Source organism: Ramlibacter sp. (genome assembly GCF_050250995.1).
Taxonomy (GTDB): Bacteria; Pseudomonadota; Gammaproteobacteria; order Burkholderiales; family Burkholderiaceae_C; genus Ramlibacter.
This window is the reverse complement of sequence record NZ_JBFWNP010000034.1, coordinates 41,667-61,138: the sequence shown is the minus strand read 5'-3', so window position 1 is coordinate 61,138 and position 19,472 is coordinate 41,667. Positions and strand designations below refer to the sequence as shown.

Genomic DNA, 19,472 nt, shown 5'->3' with positions numbered 1-19,472 from the left:
GTGGCCCCTGCAGCGAAGTAAAGGAGGAGGAGCGCGCACGCGCGCGACGGGGGACATTCGCGGAAGGGGTCGCCCCCGTCCCGGTCCGGGGCGCGCCACTCCCTTCTGCCGCCCACACTCCTAGCCAGGCCCAACGGATACTGCGCGTGCCGATGGCGATCTGACTGTCTGGAATGGGATGCGCCCCGGAGGCGCGCGCAGGATCGACGCTGCTTTGGATGCCGCAGTCTTGCGTCGAGGGGGAGGCTCGCAGCGTTTGCCCCGCTGCGAGTCCATGCACGCTGATCAAAAGCGGGAGAAGAATGCGCGCGAAGCGCAAACGACTGGTCGCTACCAATTCAGAATCCGGCGACCCAGGAGCGCGCCCGCCCCGGTGGGGATCAACATTCCGAATCCATACCAGACCGCCAGGAATGGTGCCTGCATTTCAGGGCAATGCAGCGCGTATGCCAACGCCGCCACAGCGCCCGCGAAGAGGCCGGCGGCTGCGCCTGCCAACGACAGTCTGGTTGGCGCCAATCCGCGAGTAGCCCAGAAGGCGAGACCCAGCGCGGGTACCGACAGCAAGGCGATGTTGAAGGGGCATTCGATCCACGTCTCCCCAAGAACGAGCGCCAGTCGCTCGCCAGCCGGCGCCGCCGACAAGGCCAGGCCCGCCATCATCCAGACCAAAGCCAGCGGCAGCGCCGCAGCCGCGGGGACGCGGCCAAGCCGCATCCCGGGATAGCTGAGCCGGCGCAAAGCCGCCAGCGCGGCAACCGCCAGGCTCGCCGGGAACAGCAATTTCATCCAGAACATGGCGGTGAACGCGGCGGTATTCAGGTCGGCGCGTGTGCCCATGAGCAGGAGCATCGCGGCCACTGCAATCATTGCGCCCGCGGCCAGCTTGCCGAAGAATCGGCGCTCGGCTTGCGTCGGATCGATCTGCAAGTCATCGGCCGCCAATGCCCGGATCAGGTCGTCCGTTTTCATGCACGTCCCTTGAGCTTTGCGGACAAAGCCTTCAAGCTGCGGTGCACCCCGACCTTGACCGAGCTTTCCGACATTCCGGTGGCGATGGCGGTTTCCGCGACCGAGGCGCCGTCCACCTTGATCATGACGAGAGCGAGGCGATGGCGCTCCGGCAGCGATTCGAGAATCTTGCTCAGGTCTCGGCGTGCGTCGGCCGCGTCGGTGTCGGCGCTGGCGAAAACTTCCAGGTCGTCTTCCAGTGGATCATGGAGTTGTTCGCGCCGCGAGCGCGAGCGCAGAAGGTCGATCAGCTTGTAGCGAGCGATCGTGTGCACCCAGGCAGTCAGTGGCTGCGCGGGCTTGTAAGTATGCCGACCGTGATGCACGGCCAACAATGTCTCCTGCACCAAATCCTCAACTTCATCGGGTAACTGCGACAAACGCTTCCTGAAGAAGGCACGCAGATGTGCGCTCAGGGCCGTCAGGAACTGCTGATAGACCGCGGTGTCGCCCGCTAGCGCCAGCATGAATTGCTGGCGAAGCCGACCTTCGGTCTCTTCCGCCCGTTCCTTCCAGTTCATTCCCTTCAGAACCTCGATGAGTTACAACGCCGCATCAATACTTCGTCGATTGTGCCTGTCGGTGTAACCAGGCCGCCTCGGCGGGCGACTGTAGAGAGTCGCTCCCCCGTTACGTATCGCAAATCTCATGAACATCACTCGACTCGGACGCAGGAAAGCTCTTCAATGCTCCCTCGCCTTGGCTGCTGGCACGTTTGGCGTGCCGGCGTTTTCCCAGTCCAGGGGCGCCTGGGCAACCATTGAAGCGAAGGCAAGGGGCCAGAAGGTGTTTTTCAATGCCTGGGGTGGCAGCGAACGAACCAATTCCTACCTGCAATGGGTGGCGGTCGAAGTCTCGCGTCGTTACGGCGTCCTGTTGGACCATGTGAAGATCACCGACACCGCCGAAGCAGTGAAGCGGGTACGCGGCGAGAAGGCGTCCGGCCGGCTGGAGGGCGGCACCGTGGACATGGTCTGGATCAACGGCGAGAACTTCCTGACCTTGAAGAAGGAGGGTCTGCTGTTCGGGCCGTTCGCCGAACAGCTACCCAACTACGCATGGATCGACACCGAGGGCAAGCCTTCGACGCGCATCGACTTCTCCGAACCGGTTGCGGGAATGGAAGCCCCCTGGGGCATGGCGCAGTTCACTTTCTTTGCCGACCGCACCCGGGTGCCCGAGCCGCCGCGCAGCATGACGGCATTGCTCGAATTCGTCCGCCGCAATCCCGGGCGCGTGACCTTTCCACGTCCGCCCAACTTTCATGGCACAACATTCTTGAAGCAGGCGCTGCTTGAACTCAACCCCGACCGCTCGCTGCTGTACCAGCCGTATGCGCCATCGGCGCTGGAACGGGCGGCGGCCCCTTTGTGGTCCTTCCTTGATGCACTGCGGCCCCACCTGTGGCGAGGCGGCAGGCAATATCCCCAGAACGCTGCCGCGATCCGGCAAATGATGGCCGACGGCGAGCTGGCGCTGGCAATGACGTTCAACCCGAACGAGGCCGCCAACGAAATCGCGGCCAAGCGTCTACCGGACTCGGTATACAGCTGGCAGAACACGGGGGGCACGGTCGGCAACACCCACTTCCTGGCGATTCCGTTCAATGCCTCGGCGCCTGCGGGGGCCCAGGTCACCATCAACTTCATGCTGTCGCCGGAGGCGCAGGCGCGCAAGGCCGACGTCGCGGTCTGGGGCGACCCCACCGTGCTTGCAGTGGATCGCCTCCCTGCCAATGAGCGGGCTCGTTTCGCGGCGAGCCCCTTGCCCGGACAAGTTGAACGCCCGGCGCCCGTGATCCTGGAACCGCATGGCAGCTGGGTGGACCCGCTGGAGCGCGAGTGGCTGCGGCGATACGGCCGGTAGGCACCCCGTTCGCACGGGTGCCAGCCACCATCGCGCTGGTGCTCGCAGGCGCCGCCGCGATTCCGCTGGCGTGGGCGGGCATCTCCGCGGTCGCAGCCGCCCTGGACGCGTCTGCCTGGAGCGACCTGTTGTCCGATCCGCAATGGCCGTGGGCTTTGCTGCATTCCTTGACCACGGGGTTCGCCGCGACGGCGCTGTCCGTGCTTGCGACAGCGTGGATCCTGTCGCGCAGCTTCGCGGCGCGCCCTTGGCGCTTCGTTCTGCGCATCCTCGCGCCCATGCTCGCCATGCCGCACGCGGCCTTCGCCATCGGCCTGGCCTTCCTGGTCGCGCCGAGCGGGTGGGTCTTGCGCGCGCTGTCCCCGTGGGCCACCGGCTTCGAGTTGCCACCGGCATGGCCGACGACGCAGGACCCCTGGGGGATCGGACTGGTGGTCGCGCTGGTCGGCAAGGAGGTGCCGTTCCTGCTCTGGACCGCCGCCAGCCAATTGCAGCGAGCGGACACGGGCACGCGGTGGCGTCGTGAACTCGACTTGGCCTGCACCATGGGCTACACACGGCCGGCCGCCTGGCGGAAGGTGGTCTGGCCGCAGCTCTGGCCACGCATGACCGCTCCGGTACTGGCCGTTGGCGCCTACAGCCTGACGGTGGTGGACGTCGCACTGGTCATTGGGCCAGCTTCGCCGCCCACCGCGTCGGTCCTGGCATGGCAGTGGCTGCTCGATGCGGATGCCGCCGTCAACGCCAAGGGAGCTGCTGCCGCATGGATGCTGGCCGGAATCGCAGCGACGGTTGCAGGCGGCCTCTGGCTGCTCCGTGCGCGCATTGGCGGCATGCGCTGGACCGATGGGCGTCGGGGTCGCGTGGACCCTGGCGCTGTGGCGGCGATCGCACCGGCACTTGTTCTTGCGCTGGGCTACGCGGGTGTCATGGGCGCGCTGGCTGTCGGCAGCGTGTCCGGCGTGTGGCCATTTCCGGATCTCTGGCCGCGCGAGCTGAGTCTGGCCGGCTGGCGCTCCGTGCTGGCAAGCCTGGATACGGTCACCACCACGCTGGGGCTGGCGGCTGCCAGCAGCGCGGCCGCCTTGCTGTGGGCAGTCGCCTGGCTGGAGGTCGCGCCGCCTTCGTGGGACGCGCGGATGCGCCGCATCGCTTACCTCCCATTGCTGCTGCCCTCGATCCTGTGGGTGGTGGGGCTGCACCGGCTGACGCTGGCGTGGCGGCTCGATGGACAGTGGCCGGGCCTATGGCTTGCGCACACGCTGGCTGCACTGCCCTATGTGCTGATCGCGCTCAGTCCGTCCTACCTCGGATTCGATACCCGCTACCGGCACCTTTCGGCAACGCTCGGACATGGGCGGTTGGCCTTCCTGCTGCACGTGAAGTGGCCGCTGCTGCGAGCCGGCCTGGCAACTTCGCTGGCGGTCGGTTTCTCGGTGAGCGTGGCGCAATACCTGCCGACCTTGTTCGTTGGCGCCGGTCGCTATGCGACCCTCACGACGGAAGCGGTGGCGCTGTCCAGCGGCGGCCAGCGCTCGTTGCTGGCGGCTTACGCCTGGCTCCAGTGGCTGCTGCCCGCGCTGGCGTTCGTACTGGCCGCGTGGGCCGGGCGGCCTCGCCGCTTTCGGGAGCGGCTGTGAGCCTGCAGGTGCACGTTCGGGATCTCTCGGTGGGTCAGCGCCGGCTGGTGCACGACCTGCGGCTGGATGTGGCGCCCGGGACGGTGCACACTTTGATGGGCGAAAGCGGCTGCGGGAAGTCGAGCCTTCTGGCAGCCATCTGCGGCACGGCAACGGCCCCCGTGCGCTTCGACGGTGACATCCTGCTCGACGGCACCCGAGTCGACGCGCTGCCGACACGACGGCGGGGCATCGCCATCCTGTTCCAGGACGATCTTCTCTTCGCGCACATGACCGTGCGGGAGAACCTCCTGTTCGCAGTGCCGCCCGGTCCGCGCGACCAGCGCGAAAAAGTGGTGCGGCAGGCCCTGCACGACCTCGAACTGCCTGACCTCGCCGAAGCGGACCCCGGCACTCTTTCCGGCGGGCAACGGACCCGCGTGGCGCTGATGCGTGCGCTGCTGGCGCGCCCGCGCGCCGTGCTGCTGGACGAACCTTTTGCACGGCTCGATGCGGGCCTGCGCGCGCGGATGCGGGAGTTCGTCTTCGGCACCATCCAGGCCCGGAGGATTCCGGCGCTGCTGGTGACCCACGACGCCGAAGACATCGCCGACCCGCAGCGCATCACGCAATTAACCGGTTCATGAGTCGGCCTCATGGCGCGGCGCCGAGCCGCGCGAAGAGGTCGTTGAAAATGGCGTCACGATCGACCGCGAACGCCTCGCGCATCAGGTGGCTGTCGTCGCGCCGTATCCAGCGCTTGTCGTCGCCGAGGTCCGGGGTGCGCACCAGCGTGCTGCGCAGCCAGCCGGGCTCCAGCAGCCACGCTACGCAGATCAGATCCCAGATCACCCATGAATGCGGCTTCGCCGAATCCGCGGGGTAGATGGTCCACAGGGGATTGTTCGTGAAGAGGTGGTGCAAGTAGGATCCGATGGCACCGCAACCCCTTACGTGTGCCTCCACCTCCGCCAGCGACAGGCGAAGCTGCGCGCCCACGTGGAACCCAGGCAGGTACACCAGCGGAACGCCGCTTCGGAGCAGCACGCGGCTCGCGTGCATGTCCTGCTCCAGGTTGAACGAATCGTTGACGTGCGGCGCATGCGAGGGATAACCGCTTGTCCACACCACCACCACCCGGTCGGCGATATCCGGCGCCATGAGGAGGGCACTGGCGATGTTGGTGACGCAGCCAAGCGCCAGCACGTACAGTGTTTCGCCCGGAGCGCAGGCGCGCGCCAACGCCACCAAGTGCTCGGCTGCTTCGCTTTCCAGCGGGCGGTCCGGCGATGCGAGATAGCTCGCGCTGCCGGCGAAGGCGCGGCCACGATGATCGCGTCCCAGCAGCTCGTAGATGCGAATGATCTCGGCCAGGCTGCGCCGCATGCCTTCCGCTGGCGGGTTGAAGGGCGGTGCGCCGCGCGGAGCATGCGCCAGCTCGCCCTGGCGGTAGGCAAAGGAGAACGGCTCTGCATAGACCGCTTCCACCTGCAGGCGCTCACCGGCCAGCAGTGCCCAGGCCAGTGCGAACTGGTCGTCGATCTCGTTGGCCGTGTCCGTGTCGATCACGCACCGCACCGGGCCCTGCGGCTCCACCAGGCGAGCCGCGTACCAGGCGTCGTCGCGAACATGATTCATACGCAAACCTCATGAGGCTGCACGGTGGCAGGCGTCGCGAGGCGCTGGTACCGCTGCAGGTCGGCGGGCTCATCCACGTCCCAGAGCGCCCCCAGCTCCTGCCACTTCGCGCCGGCCGCACGCAGCCTCTCTCGCGTCTGCGACAGCACCGCTGGCGTGCTCCAGGCGATGCCCTCGAACACTTCCGGCAGCATGCGGCCGAGTCCCAGCAGGACGTAGCCGCCGTCTTCCGCCGGAATCAGCACCGCGTCATTCGTGGCAAGCGCGCGCGCGGCCGCCTGCAGGTGACCCGGCGCCAGCAACGGGCAGTCGGTGCCGATGATCAACAGCGGCAGGCCAGGGTGCTGCGCGAAATGGGATTGCGCCACGGCACGCATGCGCTCGCCCAGCCCGCCTTGCACCTGAGTGCAGACCGCAACGCCGCAACGCGCGTGCAACATGCGGAAGAATCGGTGCCCCGCGTCTGGCGCGCACCAGAGATGAATGGGTCCCAGCGCCGCATCCACCCCCATGCGTAGTGTCGCGAGCGTGAACGCGCGCTGCAGGCGAGCGGCTGCCGGCGCACCGATCTGCGGCGCAAGGCGGGTCTTGGCCAGGCCGGCGACGGGCGCCTTGGCCATCACGGCCAGCCCGGACCTGGCGGGCGCAGGCCGCCGAGGGTAGCCATAGCGATCTGCCAATTGCTGCGGGGAAGCTGCGAAGAAGTAGCGCAGCCGCAGCCACCACATGAGCAGGATGACGCGCAGAACGCCATGCTTCTCCCAGCGCCGTGCCGAAGTCGTGACGGTGGCACGCAGGCACGCAGGCGACCCGCGCCGCCGCATTCGCGCGCTGAATGCAATGTCCTCCATCAGCGGCAGGTCCGGGAAGCCGCCGGCGGCCTCGAACGCCTGACGACGAACGAAGATGGCCTGGTCGCCCGTGGCGATGCCCGTCCACCGCGAGCGCAGGTTCATGAGCATGGCCACCAGCCGCAGCAGGGGCGAGGCGCTGTCGATGCGCACGTCGAAGCGACCCCAATCCGCGCCCGATGCCAATGCCTGCGTCACCAGGCGGTCGGCATGCGTCGGCAGCACCGTGTCGGCGTGCAGGAACAGCAGGGCTTCGGCCTGGGCGCCCAGGGCTCCAGCGTTCATCTGGGCGGCGCGCCCCTGGGGTGCGAGCAGCACCCGATCTGCACCGCCGCGCGATGCGACCATCCAGGTGGCGTCGGTACTCCCGCCATCGACCACCACCACTTCGGCGCCGCGCTTGCGAAGGGGCTGCAGTGCGGCCAGCGCCGCTGGCAAGGCGGCAGCCTCGTTCAGGACCGGCACGACGATGCGGAGCGAACTCATTGGGCAAGGATACGCGGCAGCTGCGCGAATTCGTGAAGGGTGAAGGCGACGCCCTCCGGAGACAGGTAATGGTCGACCCGGTCGCGCACATGCTCTGCCAGTGAGGCGTCGCTGTTCGCGGCCGACCAGTCTTCACCCTGCCCCGCAGTGCCCGGCGCAAGGCTGGAGAGCGCGCGCCACTTGCAGCACCAGGTGATCGACCACAGCCACATCGCGCGGCGCAACGGCAGATGCCAGGGACGCGCCGCAGAGGCGTGGCCTGGATCCAGGGCGGCGTTCCAGCAGCGATAGAAGCCGGCCACCTCGTCGGGCGTCAGCACGGCACGCGTCGACACGTCCCACGTGGTCGAGGTGTAGAGCGTTGCGTGGGCGAGGTCGAGCCCGGGATAGCTGTAGCGGCACTTCTCGAGATCGACCAGTACCGCATCGCCGATGCCCCGCATGAGGAAGTTCCCCGGATGGGCATCGAAAGCGATGAGCGAGCGTGGCGGCCGATCCGGCAAGGCCACGGATGCGGCAAGTGCCTGCATTTCGCTGTCGATCGCCGCCCGCACCTGGTCCGGCAGCGCGGCCTGAGGCATGAAGCGGGCTTGCGCGGAAATCTCCGCGTGGAGGTGCTGGAGCGGATCGCTCGCGTCCTGCAGTGGTGGCCGGGCCGGTGCAGCGGGCATTCCCAACGCATGCAAGGAAGCCAACGCCTGCGCCATGGCGTCGAGGTCGCGCGGCAACACGGCAGGTGGTCCGTCAATTTCCTGCACGATAAGTGCGCCGCGGGGCAACGCCGGCCCCACGGGGAGGACGCCCGCGCAAAAGGGCGTGTGTCCGCTGGGTTGCGCGCGCTCGAAGCACTTTTGCTGGTGCCGAAGGTTGGCATCGGGCACCAGACCGATTTGGCTCTGTTTCGGAATCCGCGCCAGCAACCCCGTGCCAACGAGACGCACATGGTGGTGCGCCAGCCCCTTGTCTGCCAGAACCTCGAGCGCGACTTCCGCCCACGCATCGTGCGCCTGCAGCGCCGCTCGCAGTCCCCCCACGCGCGCGAGGGTGTCCCGAGATTCCGCATACCCCCCCTCGGGTCCGCTCGAGCGAGGCTTCATCTCAAGCGCTCCGACTGGCTCGACCCGTCTTGCGGCGCCAGAAGAAGAGCGCTCGGGGGAGCCATTCCGAAATATTCAGCATTTTCCTGGCGGACTGGGGCAAAGCTTTGACATGGGGTGTACCGGTCATTCGGGTGGCGGCCCGCGCAGGTTACATCCGCGAGAGGGATTCTGGTCAGGTGTAACCTCGACGCCCAACCCGACGAATGAGGATGATGAGCAAACGCAAAGCGGCCATCGCCGCATTGATCGCGATCGCAGTCCTCCTTTTCCTCGCGCTGGACCTGGGCCGCTTCCTCAATCTCGACTATCTCAAGCAGAGTCAAGCGGCCCTGGCTGCCCTGCACGAACGTCGGCCCGTGGCGGTCATGACGGTCTTTTTCGGGATCTACGTCGCGGCCACCGCCCTGTCGTTTCCGGGCGCAGCCATCCTGACCTTGGCGGCGGGCGCGCTATTCGGGCTGTTCTGGGGCACCGTGCTCGTCTCCTTCGCATCCAGCCTGGGGGCGCTTCTCGCGTTCCTGGGAGCGCGCTTCCTGTTGCGCGACAGCGTGCAGGCGCGCTTTGGCCAGCGCCTGCAGGAAATCGATCGCGGCGTCGAGCGCGACGGCATCATCTATTTGCTATCGCTTCGGCTGGTCCCGCTGATCCCGTTCTTCGTCATCAACCTGGCGATGGGTCTGACCCGGATGCCCGCCCGCACCTTCTATTGGGTCAGCCAGATCGGCATGCTGGCCGGCACCATCGTCTATGTGAATGCCGGCACCCAGCTTGCCAGGATCGACTCGGTGCGAGGCATCCTCAGCCCGGCCCTGATCGGGTCCTTCGTGATGCTGGCGATCTTTCCGTGGATCGGGCGTTCGCTGGTACAGCTCGTACAGCGCCAGCGGGTCTTCGCGCGCTGGCGCTCAATGCGTCCCCGCAAGTTCGACCGCAACCTGGTGGTGATTGGCGCAGGCGCCGCCGGACTGGTGTCTGCATACATCGCAGCGGCGGTGAAAGCGTCGGTGACACTGGTGGAAGGCCACAAGATGGGTGGCGACTGCCTCAACTACGGCTGTGTCCCCAGCAAGGCCCTGATTCGCAGCGCGAAACTGGCGCACCAGATGCGGCAGGCCGGCAACTACGGCCTCGATGCGGCGACGCCGGCTTTCAACTTCCGGACCATCATGGAAAGGATTCATGGCGTGATCCGCGCCATCGAACCGCACGACAGCGTCGAGCGCTATCGCAGCCTGGGCGTCGACGTGGTGAAAGGTCACGCGAGGATCGTGAACCCCTGGACGGTGGAAATCACGCAGGCCGACGGTTCGACCCGGACGCTCACCACGCGCAGCATCGTGATTGCGGCCGGCGCCAGCCCGCTTGTGCCGCCGCTGCCGGGGCTCGAAGACGTGGGCTATGTGACCAGCGACACGCTCTGGGAAAGCTTCGCCGGGCTCGACGAGGTCCCGCGGCGCCTGCTGATTCTGGGCGGCGGACCGATCGGGTGCGAGCTGGCGCAGGCGTTCGCTCGCCTGGGCGCCAAAGTCACCCAGGTCGAGATGGCCGACCGCTTGCTGGCGCGGGAAGACGACGAGGTGTCGCAGTTTGCTTTGCGTTCGCTGCGGGCGGACGATGTGCAAGTCCTTGTGGACCACAAGGCTTTGCGCTGCGAGCTGGTGGATGGGGACAAGGTGCTGGTGGCGCAAGGCGACGGTCAGGAGGTGCGCATTCCTTTCGACGCGCTCATCTGCGCGGTCGGGCGGAAGGCCCGGCTCACCGGATATGGTCTCGAAGAACTCGGGATCCCCTCGGACCGGACCGTCCAGACCGACGAGTACCTGCAGACCCTGTACCCCAACATCCTTGCAGCCGGCGACGTGGCCGGCCCTTACCAGTTCACTCACACTGCGGCGCACCAGGCCTGGTATGCGACCGTGAATGCGCTGTTCGGCGACCTGCGTCGCTTCAAGGCCGACTACCGCGTGATTCCCGCCGCCACCTTCATCGATCCCGAGATCGCCCGGGTCGGCCTCAACGAGCGGGAGGCCAAGGAGCAATCAATCGCGTACGAGGTGACTCGCTACGATATCGACGATCTGGACCGGGCGATTGCCGATGGCGAGGCCCATGGCTTCGTCAAGGTGCTGACGGTTCCCGGCAAGGACAGGATCCTGGGTGTGACGATCCTGGGGCCACACGCGGCCGATTTGCTGGCGGAGTATGTGCTGGCGATGAAGCATGGCCTGGGACTGAACAAGATCCTCGGCACCATCCACACGTATCCCACTTTCTCGGAAGCCAACAAGTACGCCGCCGGAGCGTGGAAGCGCGCGCACCAACCGGAAGGGCTGCTCCGATGGATCAGTCGGTATCACGCCTGGAAGCGAGGCTGAAGTGAACAGGCGAGGCGCCCTCGCAGGGCTGGCTGTGCTCGCGATGGGCCATGATGGCCACGCCGCCAGCGCATGGACGATCCCCTGGTTTTCGTCGGCGCCACTTGGGCCCGGACCCGTGTCGGGATGGCAGCACCAGACGCTGCCCAAGGTCGAGCGTGCGAACCAGTTCGAGGTCGTCGCGGACGGCGAACGGCGGGCCCTGCGCGTGACGTCGTCGTCATCGGCGTCCACCTGGCTGACGCGGCTCCAAGGGGAACTCGGACCCCGGCCGACGCTTCAATGGCAATGGAAAGTCACGAAGGCCCTGCCGGGTTCCGACCTGCGCAGCAAGCAAGGGGACGACTATGCGGCGCGACTCTACGTCCTGTTCGACTTGCCGCCCGACCGTCTGACGCTGGCCGACCGTTTGCGCATGCAGGCCGCGAGGGCGCTGGCCGGCGTGGAGGTGCCCGCTGCCGCCCTCTGCTATGTCTGGGGCAGCGCCCAGCCGGCCGGCACGACGGGTTGGAACCCGTATACCGATCGCGTTCGCATGGTCGTCGTCGACAGTGGCGACGCGCAGGCCGGACGTTGGCGAGCAAATACCAGAGACCTGCGCCGCGACTGGGAAGAAGCATTCGGCGGGCCGATTCCGCCGGTGGGCGCCATCGCGGTCGGCGCGGACACGGACAACACGCGCGACAACGTGGAGGCCTGGTTCGGGGATGTCGTGGTGACCAACGCTTCATGAAGAACCTGGTGCTCCTTGGAGGCGGTCACGCTCACGTGGAAGTGTTGGGCGCCATGGCGAAGCGCCCCTTCGACGCCGGATTCCAGGTGCACTTGGTGACACCCTATCGCCGCCAGATCTATTCGGGCATGTTGCCAGGGTGGATCGCCGGGCACTACGAGCTGGCGCAGTGCGTCATTCCGCTGGACACGTTGGCCGCCCGCGCGGGAGCCGCCTTCCATGAAACCGCTGTCGACGCTTTGAACCTGGGAACGAAATCCGTTCACGGCGCGGATGGCACGCGCCTGGAGTTCGACTTGCTGTCCATCGACACCGGCCCTGTCGCTTCATTGGACCAGCTCCCCGGGGCGGAAGAGCATGCACTTCCGCTTCGTCCCATCGAGAGATTCGTAGCAGCCTGGCCAGCCTTGATCGACCGCGTCGCCGGTCAATGCAAACGGTTCGACCTGGCCATTCTGGGCGCGGGCGCCGGAGGGGTGGAACTGGCATTTGCGGTCCGCAGGCGTGCCCTGCGCGAGGGATGGTCGCACTTCCATGTCTCCCTGATCGGCTCGGAAGCATTGCCACTGAGTGGCGTCCCGGAGCCTGCGCGCCGCGAAGCACTGGAGCTGCTGAAACGTCGCGGCATTGCATGGCACGGCGGCCGAGAGGCATCCAGCTTCGAGGAGCGCGAGATACGCTTGAAGGACGGCGCTTCAATAGCCTTCGATGCCTGCTGGGTCGTGACGGGCGCAGCCGCGCCGAAGTGGCCGGAAACCAGTGGGATCGGCATCGATGCGCAAGGCTTCGTCCGTGTCACCCCCACACTGCAAAGCCGCTCCCACCCCAACGTATTCGCCGCGGGCGATATCGCGAGTCACGCGACGCCTCTGCCGAAGTCAGGCGTCTATGCCGTCCGCGCGGGTGAGGCTCTGGCCGCGAATCTGCGCCTCGCGTGCGCCGGAGAGCCCCCGGTCCCCTGGAACCCGCAGTCCAAGGCGCTCTACTTGATCAGCACCGGCGAACGCCATGCCATGGCGGTCTGGGGCAAAGTGTGCTTGCAGGGTGCTTGGCTCTGGAAACTCAAGCACTGGATCGACACGCGCTACGTTCGCAGCAAATCGAGGCGTTCGCGTTCGGGCCATCGCCCATGAAGCCGGTCAATGCCCGGTGCGACCCGTCGGTGTGCCGGCGGTCGCGCCGGCACGAGCGCGTTGAGCGTCAATTCGGCGCCTGCGTCGGCGCCGCCGATCCCGCATAGGCCTGCTGTGCCGCGACGACCTGCCGGATGTCGTCGATGCTCGCGATGAGGCGCAGAAGGTGCGCCTGCATCTCCTCGGTCTCGCGCTGCAGGGCCTGGGCAAGCTCGCCCAGGTAGACCGGCAGGATTGCGCCCTTTTCGTCGCGCGCGAAGAAGCCGGGCAGGTCCGCCGCGTGCGAATCCAGCAGGTCGACTGCGTCGGCCAGCCGCGCCACGCGCGTGCGTCGCAGCTGGCCGCGAAGGAGCTCGCCCGACACGTTGACGCTGTTGAGCGAGTTGCCCACGTGGTGCAGCACGTTGGTCGCGAGTTCGGCCATGCCCGCCCGATGCGCGGTGGCAACCAACCGCTGCTGCGCCTCTCGCAATTCGTGCGTGCGATCGGCCACATGCTGCTCCAGGCGCTCCACGCGCAGCACGTTCTCCAGGCTCACGGCGAGCGGCCCCGCGATGCCTTCGAGCGCCGACCGCACGGCCGGCGGGAATTCGCCGCGCGCGCCGCGCCGCTGGACGACGACGATCGCGTTCAGCTCGCCACGATGAACGACGGGCACGAGCAGCCTTCCGTCTCCTGCGGCGACCGGCGCCCGCGTGCGCTCGATCTCGCCAACTGCGGCGAGATCGACGTGGCCGCGTGCCGCCGCGGAATCGGCGGGTACGGGTGCGCCCCCTTCTTCATGGATCATCCACGCCTGCAGGTCCGCGTCGCGCAACAGCAGCCGCACCGAGTCGGCATGCGCGAGTCGCGCCATGATTTCGCAGGCCTTCGCATGCAGGCGATCCAGCCGCGTCTCGGACGACAGCGCCTGCGACGCCTGCAGCACGCCAAGCGTCAGCGCCTGTGCCTCGATGCGCAGTCGCTTCTCCGCGTTGATGCGATCGGCCAGCGCGAGCGCGAGCAGCACCATTTCGAAGGCGGACGCGATCGCGAGGGCGTTGTCGGTGAGGACCGTGTCGCGGTAGAGGGCAAATGTGCGCCCGAGCACCATGAACACGCCGGCATAGAGCGCGCCCCAGGCGGCACAGAAGAAGACGGCGCCGGGCCAGCGCCTGACGAGGCCGACGACGGCCGCGCCCGGGACCAGGATCGTCGCCGCCATGCCCTGCAGCAGGATGCACATCAAGCCGAGGTTGGACGGCAGTACCGCCGCGCCGATGGTGCCGGCAGCGGCCGTCCACGCCACGACGCGCAGGGCCTTGTCGAACGCGGGCAGGCGATCGCGCGTGTGGAGGAACTGCCGCGTGAGGCTCGCGGAGAAAACGAGCGCGCCGCCATAGAACGTGTACATCAGCTGGGCGGTCCAGGCGCCCCACTCGCCCCACACGTACTGCGCGCCCATGCCGGATGAACCGGCGAAGGCGCCTGCGGTGCAGGCCACGCATCCGGCGTACAGCAGGTAAGCCCTGTCCTTCACCGACACGAACAGCAGCAGGTTGTAGAGCAGCATGCCGAACACGAGCCCGAAGTAGAGGCCGGAGAGGCCCAGCACGGCACGATCCGCTTCGGCCAGGGCCTCGGGTTGCCACAGCGCGGCCTTGGGCGAGGACGGGCCGGCATAGACGACGCGAATGAAGACGGTCGTCGTGCGCCCGGGTTCGAGTCGCACCGGGTAGACGAAATGCCGGTGGTCGACGATTCGCGCCGAGAACGGCCGTGCCGCGCCCACCTCGGGCCAGCTCGTCCAGCCGCCGTCGGCGGCGCGGACGAACACCTGCACGCGGTCGATGTTCGCCCGGCCCGCCTCGAACAGCCAGTCGCGCGGCGCCGTCGCGTCGGCGGCCACGTCGTAGCGGATCCAGAATGCCTCGCCGCGGTCGATGCGCAGAAGCGGAATGCGCGCCGCGCCCACCTGCTTCATGGCGCCGCGCTCCGCGGCCGCCGCAACGTCGGCAACTGTCATCGTCGACGACGCATCGACAAGGAAGCCGACGTCCTGCGTCAGCTCCACCCGCGATGTCGAGGCCGAGGCGATCGGAGCCGCGCGCGCGCCGACGGCGCAAGCGGATACCGCCAGAAGCACCGACAGGGCGTACAACCAGCGATGCAGGGTCATGGCCGGACCGCCGGCACGAAAGGCAGGTCGAGCGTGAAGGTCGCGCCCGTCTCCGGCCCGTCGCTGTGCGCCGTGAGGTTGCCGCCCATTTCCCTGGCCGCCAGCGCGCAGCTGTGAAGGCCGAAGCCGTGGCCGCCGGCACGCGTCGTGAAGCCGTGGGAAAAGATCCGCGCCAGATCCGCGGACTCGATGCCGCAGCCGCTGTCGGTCACGCGAAAGCGCAAGCGCGAATTCTCGGCATCCACGCGCACGGTCAGCTTGCGCTTGGCGATCCGCGGCGCGGCCATCGCCTGCCGCGCGTTGTCGACGAGATTCACGAGAATCTGCAGCGCGCGCGTCTTGTCCAGTTGCACCGGCGGCGTATTCGCGATGTCGCGCACCACGTCGATCGAGCCGCCGGGCGACGACGCGTTCGCGATGCGCAAGGCGTCTTCGACGAGCTCGCCGGGCGCCACCTGCTCGGTCAGCAGCGAAGACCCTGCATAGGCCTGCTGCGTCGCCACGACCTTCTTGATGTGATCCACACTGGCGACCAGATGGTCGAGATGGGCCTGCATCGCCTGCCGCTCGCGCTGCAGTTCGTGCGCGAGGTCGCGCAGATAGCCGTGCAGCACCTTCGCCTTTCCGTCGCGCGCGAAGAAATCCGGCAGGTCGGCCGAATGCGCCTGCAGCAGATCCACGGCGCGCGCGAGTCCGGGCACGCGCGTGCGCGCGAGTTGCGAGCGCATCAACCCCGCCGAAACGTTGACGCTGTTGAGGATGTTCCCGACGTTGTGCAGCACGTTGGTCGCGATCTCGGCCATGCCGGCTCGGCGCGCGGCGTTGACCAGTTCCTGCTGGGTCGCGCCGAGCTCGCGCGTGCGCTCGGCCACGACCTGCTCGAGCAGTTCGACCAGCCGCACGTTCTCGAGGCTGACCGCGAGCGGCCCGGCGATGCCGTCGATCGTCGCCTGCGCGTGCGGCGACAACGGGCCGTGGAGCCCGGCGAGGTGCAGCACTGCGCGCTGTCGGCCCTGATGGACGACGGGGACGCGCAATCCGCCCCCCTCGGCCGGCGACAGGGTCGCCTGATCGTCCTCGCTCAAGAGCAGATTCACCGACCTCGCGCCCGTCAGGGGCGCGAGGATGCGCTCCAGAGTCGCGATCAGGCCGTCGAGCCGGCTTTCGGCGGCGAGCGCCTGCGACGCATCCAGCATGCCGAGCGCCTGCGCCTGCGCCTGCTCGCGCTGCCGCCGTTCGTCGTTGATGCGGTCGGCGAGCGCGAGCGACAGCAGGATCATTTCGAACGACGATGCGATGGCGAGCGAATTCTCCGTGAGGACCGTGTCTTCCAGGATGCCCAGGACGCGGCCGACGGTGAACAGGACGCCCAGGTAGATCGCTCCCCAGGCGGCCGCGAAAAAGAGTGCGCCGGGCCAGCGCCGCAGGGCCGCATAGGCCGAAACGCCCGGCACCGCGACGATCATGGCGATGCCGGCGCACGTCGTGAGCGCGGCGGAGAACGTCTGCGGCGCGACCCACGGCGCGGCGGCGCCGGCCGCGCAGAACCAGGCCGCGGCGACCAGGACCTTGTCGAAGCGCGGCAGGCGCGCCGGGGTGTCGAGAAACCGGCGGGTGAGCATCGCCGAGAACAGCATCGCCATCGAATTGAGAGCGGGCGCGCAGTGGCTGGCTCAATAGGGATGCTCGCCCCACGCGAACTGCGCGCCCAGTCCCGAACTCGCCGCGAACGAAGCGGCGGTGAATGCCGCGCAGATCGCGTACATCAGGTAGCACGCATCGCGGATCGAAACGTACAGCAGCAGGTTGTAGAGGACCATTCCGGCCGCCAGGCCGAAGTACAGGCTGACGATGCCGAAGAATGCCTTGTCCTCGGCCTGCAGTGCCGCCGGCTGCCAGAGCGTCGCCTGCGGCGTCGCCGCGCCTTCATGGTCGATGCGAACGAGGAAGGAATTGATGCGGCCCGGCTCCAGCGTCACGGGATACACGAAGCGTCGATGCGGCGTCGGCCGCTCGGAAAACGGCAGTCCCATGCCGACCCGGGGATGAGCCGTCCAGCGGCCGTCCGCGCCCTGCGAGTAGAGCTGCACGAAGTTCATCGAAGGGCGCCCCAGCGCCATCGACCATGCGCGCGGGGCGTTGGCGTCCGCCTCGACGTCGTAGCGCAGCCACCACGCCTCGCCCTTCGGGACCCTGAACATCGGGATTCGCGCGCTGCCCGTGTGCGCCATCCCGCCCGTGCGGGCAAGCGCGGCGACTTCCTCCGCCGTCATCAGGGCGGTCGCGTCGACGTGGAGCGCGGCATGGCGCGTGAGCCTGACCTGCTCCGTGGCCGCCGAAGCGCGCGGAATGGCATCGCGGGTTTCCGCCTCCGCCGCTGCCAGCGGCAGGAACGCGACCCACAGGAGCGCGGTGAACACCGCCGCAAGCGTTCGCACCATCAGCGCGCCGCCTCGACCCGCGGCAGGTCGAGGGTGAAGATCGCGCCGGTCCCGGGCCCGTCGCTCTGCGCGGTCAGCGAGCCGCCCATTTCCTCGGCCGCGTTGGCGCAGCTGTGCAGGCCGAAGCCGTGGCCACCCGCGCGCGTCGTCCAGCCGTGCTGGAAGATTCGCGCGATGTTCGCCCGGTCGATGCCGCAGCCGTTGTCCTGGACCCGGATGCGCAAGCGCTCGCCCTCGGCCGCGGCGCTGACGGTGACGCGCGGCGCGGTCGTCGTTCCCTGCGCCAGGCCCTGCGCCACCGCCTGCACGGCGTTGGCGAGCAGATTGACGAGAATCTGCAGGGCGCGCGTCTTGTCCAGGCGCAGCGGCGGAAGCGGTGCCACGACCCGCTCCATGGCGACACGCCCGTCGCCCGACGAAGCAGCCGCAATGCGCAAGGCGTCGTCGATCAAATCGCCCACGTCGATCCGCTCCGTGACGATGGATGCGCCTGCATAGGCTTGCTGCGTCGCGACCACCCGCTTGATGTGGTCGATGTTCCCGGCCAGGTTCGCCACGTGGTCCAGCATCTCTTCGCGCTCGCGCTGCAAGGCGCCGGACAGCTCGCGCAGGTACCCGGGCAGCATGCGGCCGCGCTCGTCGTCGCGCAGGAACCGCGGCAGATCGTCCCCCTGCGCGTCCATCAGGCCGACCGCTCGTGCGAGCCCGCCCGAACGGCTGTTCGCGAGCCGCGAGCGGATCAGCTCCGCCGACACGTTCACGCTGTTGAGGGTGTTGCCGACGTTGTGCAGCACGTTGGTCGCGATCTCGGCCATGCCCACCCGGCGAGCGTCGACCGCCCGCGCCTGCGCTTCCTCCTTCTGCCGCCGCTCGTCGTTGATGCGGTCGGCGAGCGCGAGTGACAGCAGGATCATCTCGAACGCGGACGAGATCGCGAGGCTGTTCTCCGTCAGGAGGTTGTCCTCGAAGAGCGCGAAGGTGCGGCCGACGGCGAGCAGAACGCCGACGTAGAGGGAGCACCACGCTGCCGCGAAGAAGCGGGCACCCGGCCACCGACGCAGCGCGCCGTGAAGCGAGACGCCTGGAATGACCATCATGAGAACGATGGCCGCAGGCACGACGATCATCGCGGAGAGGTTGGTGGGCAATGCAAGCGATGCCGCAAAGCCGGCGGCGCAGACCCAGGCGAGCACGCGCAGCACCCTGTCGACGTTCGGCACGCGGTCGCGCGTCTGCAGGAACTGCCGGACGAGCAACGCCGAGAAGAGCATGGCGGCCGAGTAGAGCGCCGAGAGGCAGTGGCTCGACCACCAGGTGAATTCGCCCCAGATGAACTGCGCGCCGAGCCCCGTCGACGCGGCGAACGAGCCTGCGGTGCAGGCCACGCACGCGGTGTACAGCAGGTAGGCGCGCTCACGCACGGCGACGTAGAGGAGCAAGTTGTACAGCACCATGCCGCCGGCCAGTCCGAAGTACAGGCAGAAGAGGCCGAAAATGGCCGTATCGGTGGCGCGCAGGGCGGCGGGTTGCCAGATCGCGGCTTGCGGAGTCGATGGGCCCGCATACTGGACGCGCACCAGGAAGGCGTTGAGCGCGCCCGGCTCGATGCGGACCGGAAAGACGAAGTGACGATGCGCGATCGGCCGCGACGAGAACGGCACCGCGGACCCGGCCTCGGGAAAGGCCTCCCATGTACCCTGCGGCGACCGTGCGAAAAGCTGCATCCTCGCCACGTTGGCGCGCCCGAGTTCCATCATCCATTCGCGGGGCGCGCCTGCGTCCGCGCGCACGTCGTAACGAATCCAGAAGGCCTCGTTGCGGTCGATGCGCAGCATCGGGATGTGGGCGGTAGCCACGCGCTTCATGACCCCGGAGTCCCCCAGCGCCCCCACCTCGGCCGCGGTCATCGTGGCCGAGGGATCGACCATAAAGCCCACGTCGCGCGCCAGGACCACGTGCGTCGTCCCGGCCGAGACGCGGTGCGCGACGCCGCCGCCCTGGGCCATGGCCTGCCCCGTCAGAACCAGCGCGAGGAGCAGTACCGCGTGCAGCATGGCCGGC

At 68.0% G+C, this 19,472-nt stretch carries 14 protein-coding genes and 1 pseudogene; 6 read left to right on the top strand and 9 right to left on the bottom strand.

Features of this window, described 5'->3' with window-relative positions:
* Positions 1-330 precede the first annotated feature (330 nt).
* Together AB7E83_RS19480 and AB7E83_RS19475 are read right to left on the bottom strand one after the other, a co-directional pair.
* Positions 331-972, bottom strand: a complete 642-nt coding sequence (locus AB7E83_RS19480) for an NrsF family protein (RefSeq protein ID WP_428572439.1) — start codon at positions 970-972, stop codon at positions 331-333.
* Complete coding sequence (locus AB7E83_RS19475; RefSeq protein ID WP_428572437.1) at positions 969-1,532, bottom strand: sigma-70 family RNA polymerase sigma factor; 564 nt, start codon at positions 1,530-1,532, stop codon at positions 969-971. Before AB7E83_RS19475 ends, AB7E83_RS19480 begins: the two co-directional genes overlap by 4 nt.
* Positions 1,533-1,659: 127 nt before the next feature.
* Between AB7E83_RS19475 and AB7E83_RS19470 the strand changes: the two genes are divergently transcribed.
* Genes AB7E83_RS19470 through AB7E83_RS19460 form a run of 3 tightly spaced genes read left to right on the top strand, consistent with a single transcriptional unit; the run spans position 1,660 to position 5,143 of the window.
* Positions 1,660-2,877: an ABC transporter substrate-binding protein gene (locus AB7E83_RS19470; RefSeq protein WP_428572435.1), complete on the top strand. Its 1,218-nt coding sequence runs from the start codon at positions 1,660-1,662 to the stop codon at positions 2,875-2,877.
* A gap of 17 nt (positions 2,878-2,894) precedes the next feature.
* Positions 2,895-4,517: an ABC transporter permease gene (locus AB7E83_RS19465; protein WP_428572433.1), complete on the top strand. Its 1,623-nt coding sequence runs from the start codon at positions 2,895-2,897 to the stop codon at positions 4,515-4,517.
* Positions 4,514-5,143 (top strand): ATP-binding cassette domain-containing protein, encoded by a 630-nt coding sequence (locus AB7E83_RS19460; protein ID WP_428572431.1) that lies wholly within the window; start codon positions 4,514-4,516, stop codon positions 5,141-5,143. The genes AB7E83_RS19465 and AB7E83_RS19460 overlap by 4 nt, the downstream gene beginning before the upstream one ends.
* Before the next feature lie 7 nt (positions 5,144-5,150).
* On the opposite strand, the gene AB7E83_RS19455 is transcribed toward AB7E83_RS19460, so the two are convergent.
* Genes AB7E83_RS19455 through AB7E83_RS19445 form a run of 3 tightly spaced genes read right to left on the bottom strand, consistent with a single transcriptional unit; the run spans position 5,151 to position 8,568 of the window.
* Positions 5,151-6,134 carry a nucleoside hydrolase gene (locus AB7E83_RS19455; RefSeq protein ID WP_428572429.1) on the bottom strand — a complete coding sequence of 328 codons (984 nt, stop codon included), beginning with the start codon at positions 6,132-6,134 and terminating at the stop codon, positions 5,151-5,153.
* Positions 6,131-7,471 carry a TIGR04283 family arsenosugar biosynthesis glycosyltransferase gene (locus tag AB7E83_RS19450; protein ID WP_428572427.1) on the bottom strand — a complete coding sequence of 447 codons (1,341 nt, stop codon included), beginning with the start codon at positions 7,469-7,471 and terminating at the stop codon, positions 6,131-6,133. The genes AB7E83_RS19455 and AB7E83_RS19450 overlap by 4 nt, the downstream gene beginning before the upstream one ends.
* Positions 7,468-8,568: a phosphotransferase gene (locus AB7E83_RS19445; protein WP_428572425.1), complete on the bottom strand. Its 1,101-nt coding sequence runs from the start codon at positions 8,566-8,568 to the stop codon at positions 7,468-7,470. Before AB7E83_RS19445 ends, AB7E83_RS19450 begins: the two co-directional genes overlap by 4 nt.
* A 215-nt stretch (positions 8,569-8,783) precedes the next feature.
* Between AB7E83_RS19445 and AB7E83_RS19440 the strand changes: the two genes are divergently transcribed.
* The 3 genes from AB7E83_RS19440 to AB7E83_RS19430 are packed head-to-tail and all read left to right on the top strand — an operon-like array spanning position 8,784 to position 12,812.
* Entirely contained in the window at positions 8,784-10,946 is a 2,163-nt protein-coding gene (locus tag AB7E83_RS19440) for an FAD-dependent oxidoreductase (RefSeq protein ID WP_428572423.1), read from the top strand.
* Position 10,947: 1 nt separating this feature from the next.
* Positions 10,948-11,679: a DUF3047 domain-containing protein gene (locus AB7E83_RS19435; RefSeq protein ID WP_428572421.1), complete on the top strand. Its 732-nt coding sequence runs from the start codon at positions 10,948-10,950 to the stop codon at positions 11,677-11,679.
* The gene (locus AB7E83_RS19430) at positions 11,676-12,812 is read left to right on the top strand and encodes an FAD-dependent oxidoreductase (RefSeq protein ID WP_428572419.1); all 1,137 of its coding nucleotides are present in this window, start codon (positions 11,676-11,678) and stop codon (positions 12,810-12,812) included. Before AB7E83_RS19435 ends, AB7E83_RS19430 begins: the two co-directional genes overlap by 4 nt.
* Positions 12,813-12,879: 67 nt before the next feature.
* Here AB7E83_RS19430 and AB7E83_RS19425 read toward each other — a convergent pair whose 3' ends face one another.
* From AB7E83_RS19425 to AB7E83_RS19410, 4 genes and pseudogenes are all read right to left on the bottom strand, one after another.
* The gene (locus AB7E83_RS19425) at positions 12,880-14,970 is read right to left on the bottom strand and encodes a 7TM diverse intracellular signaling domain-containing protein (RefSeq protein WP_428572417.1); all 2,091 of its coding nucleotides are present in this window, start codon (positions 14,968-14,970) and stop codon (positions 12,880-12,882) included.
* On the bottom strand, positions 14,967-15,527 hold the full coding sequence (locus tag AB7E83_RS19420) for a sensor histidine kinase (protein ID WP_428572441.1): 561 nt from the start codon (positions 15,525-15,527) through the stop codon (positions 14,967-14,969). The genes AB7E83_RS19425 and AB7E83_RS19420 overlap by 4 nt, the downstream gene beginning before the upstream one ends.
* 702 nt (positions 15,528-16,229) lie before the next feature.
* Positions 16,230-17,411 (bottom strand): annotated as a pseudogene (locus AB7E83_RS19415) (7TMR-DISM family protein); the annotation flags it as partial.
* Positions 17,411-19,465, bottom strand: coding sequence for a sensor histidine kinase (locus tag AB7E83_RS19410; RefSeq protein ID WP_428572415.1), 2,055 nt, complete (start codon positions 19,463-19,465; stop codon positions 17,411-17,413). The gene AB7E83_RS19410 and the pseudogene AB7E83_RS19415, both read right to left, overlap by 1 nt.
* Positions 19,466-19,472: the final 7 nt, after the last annotated feature.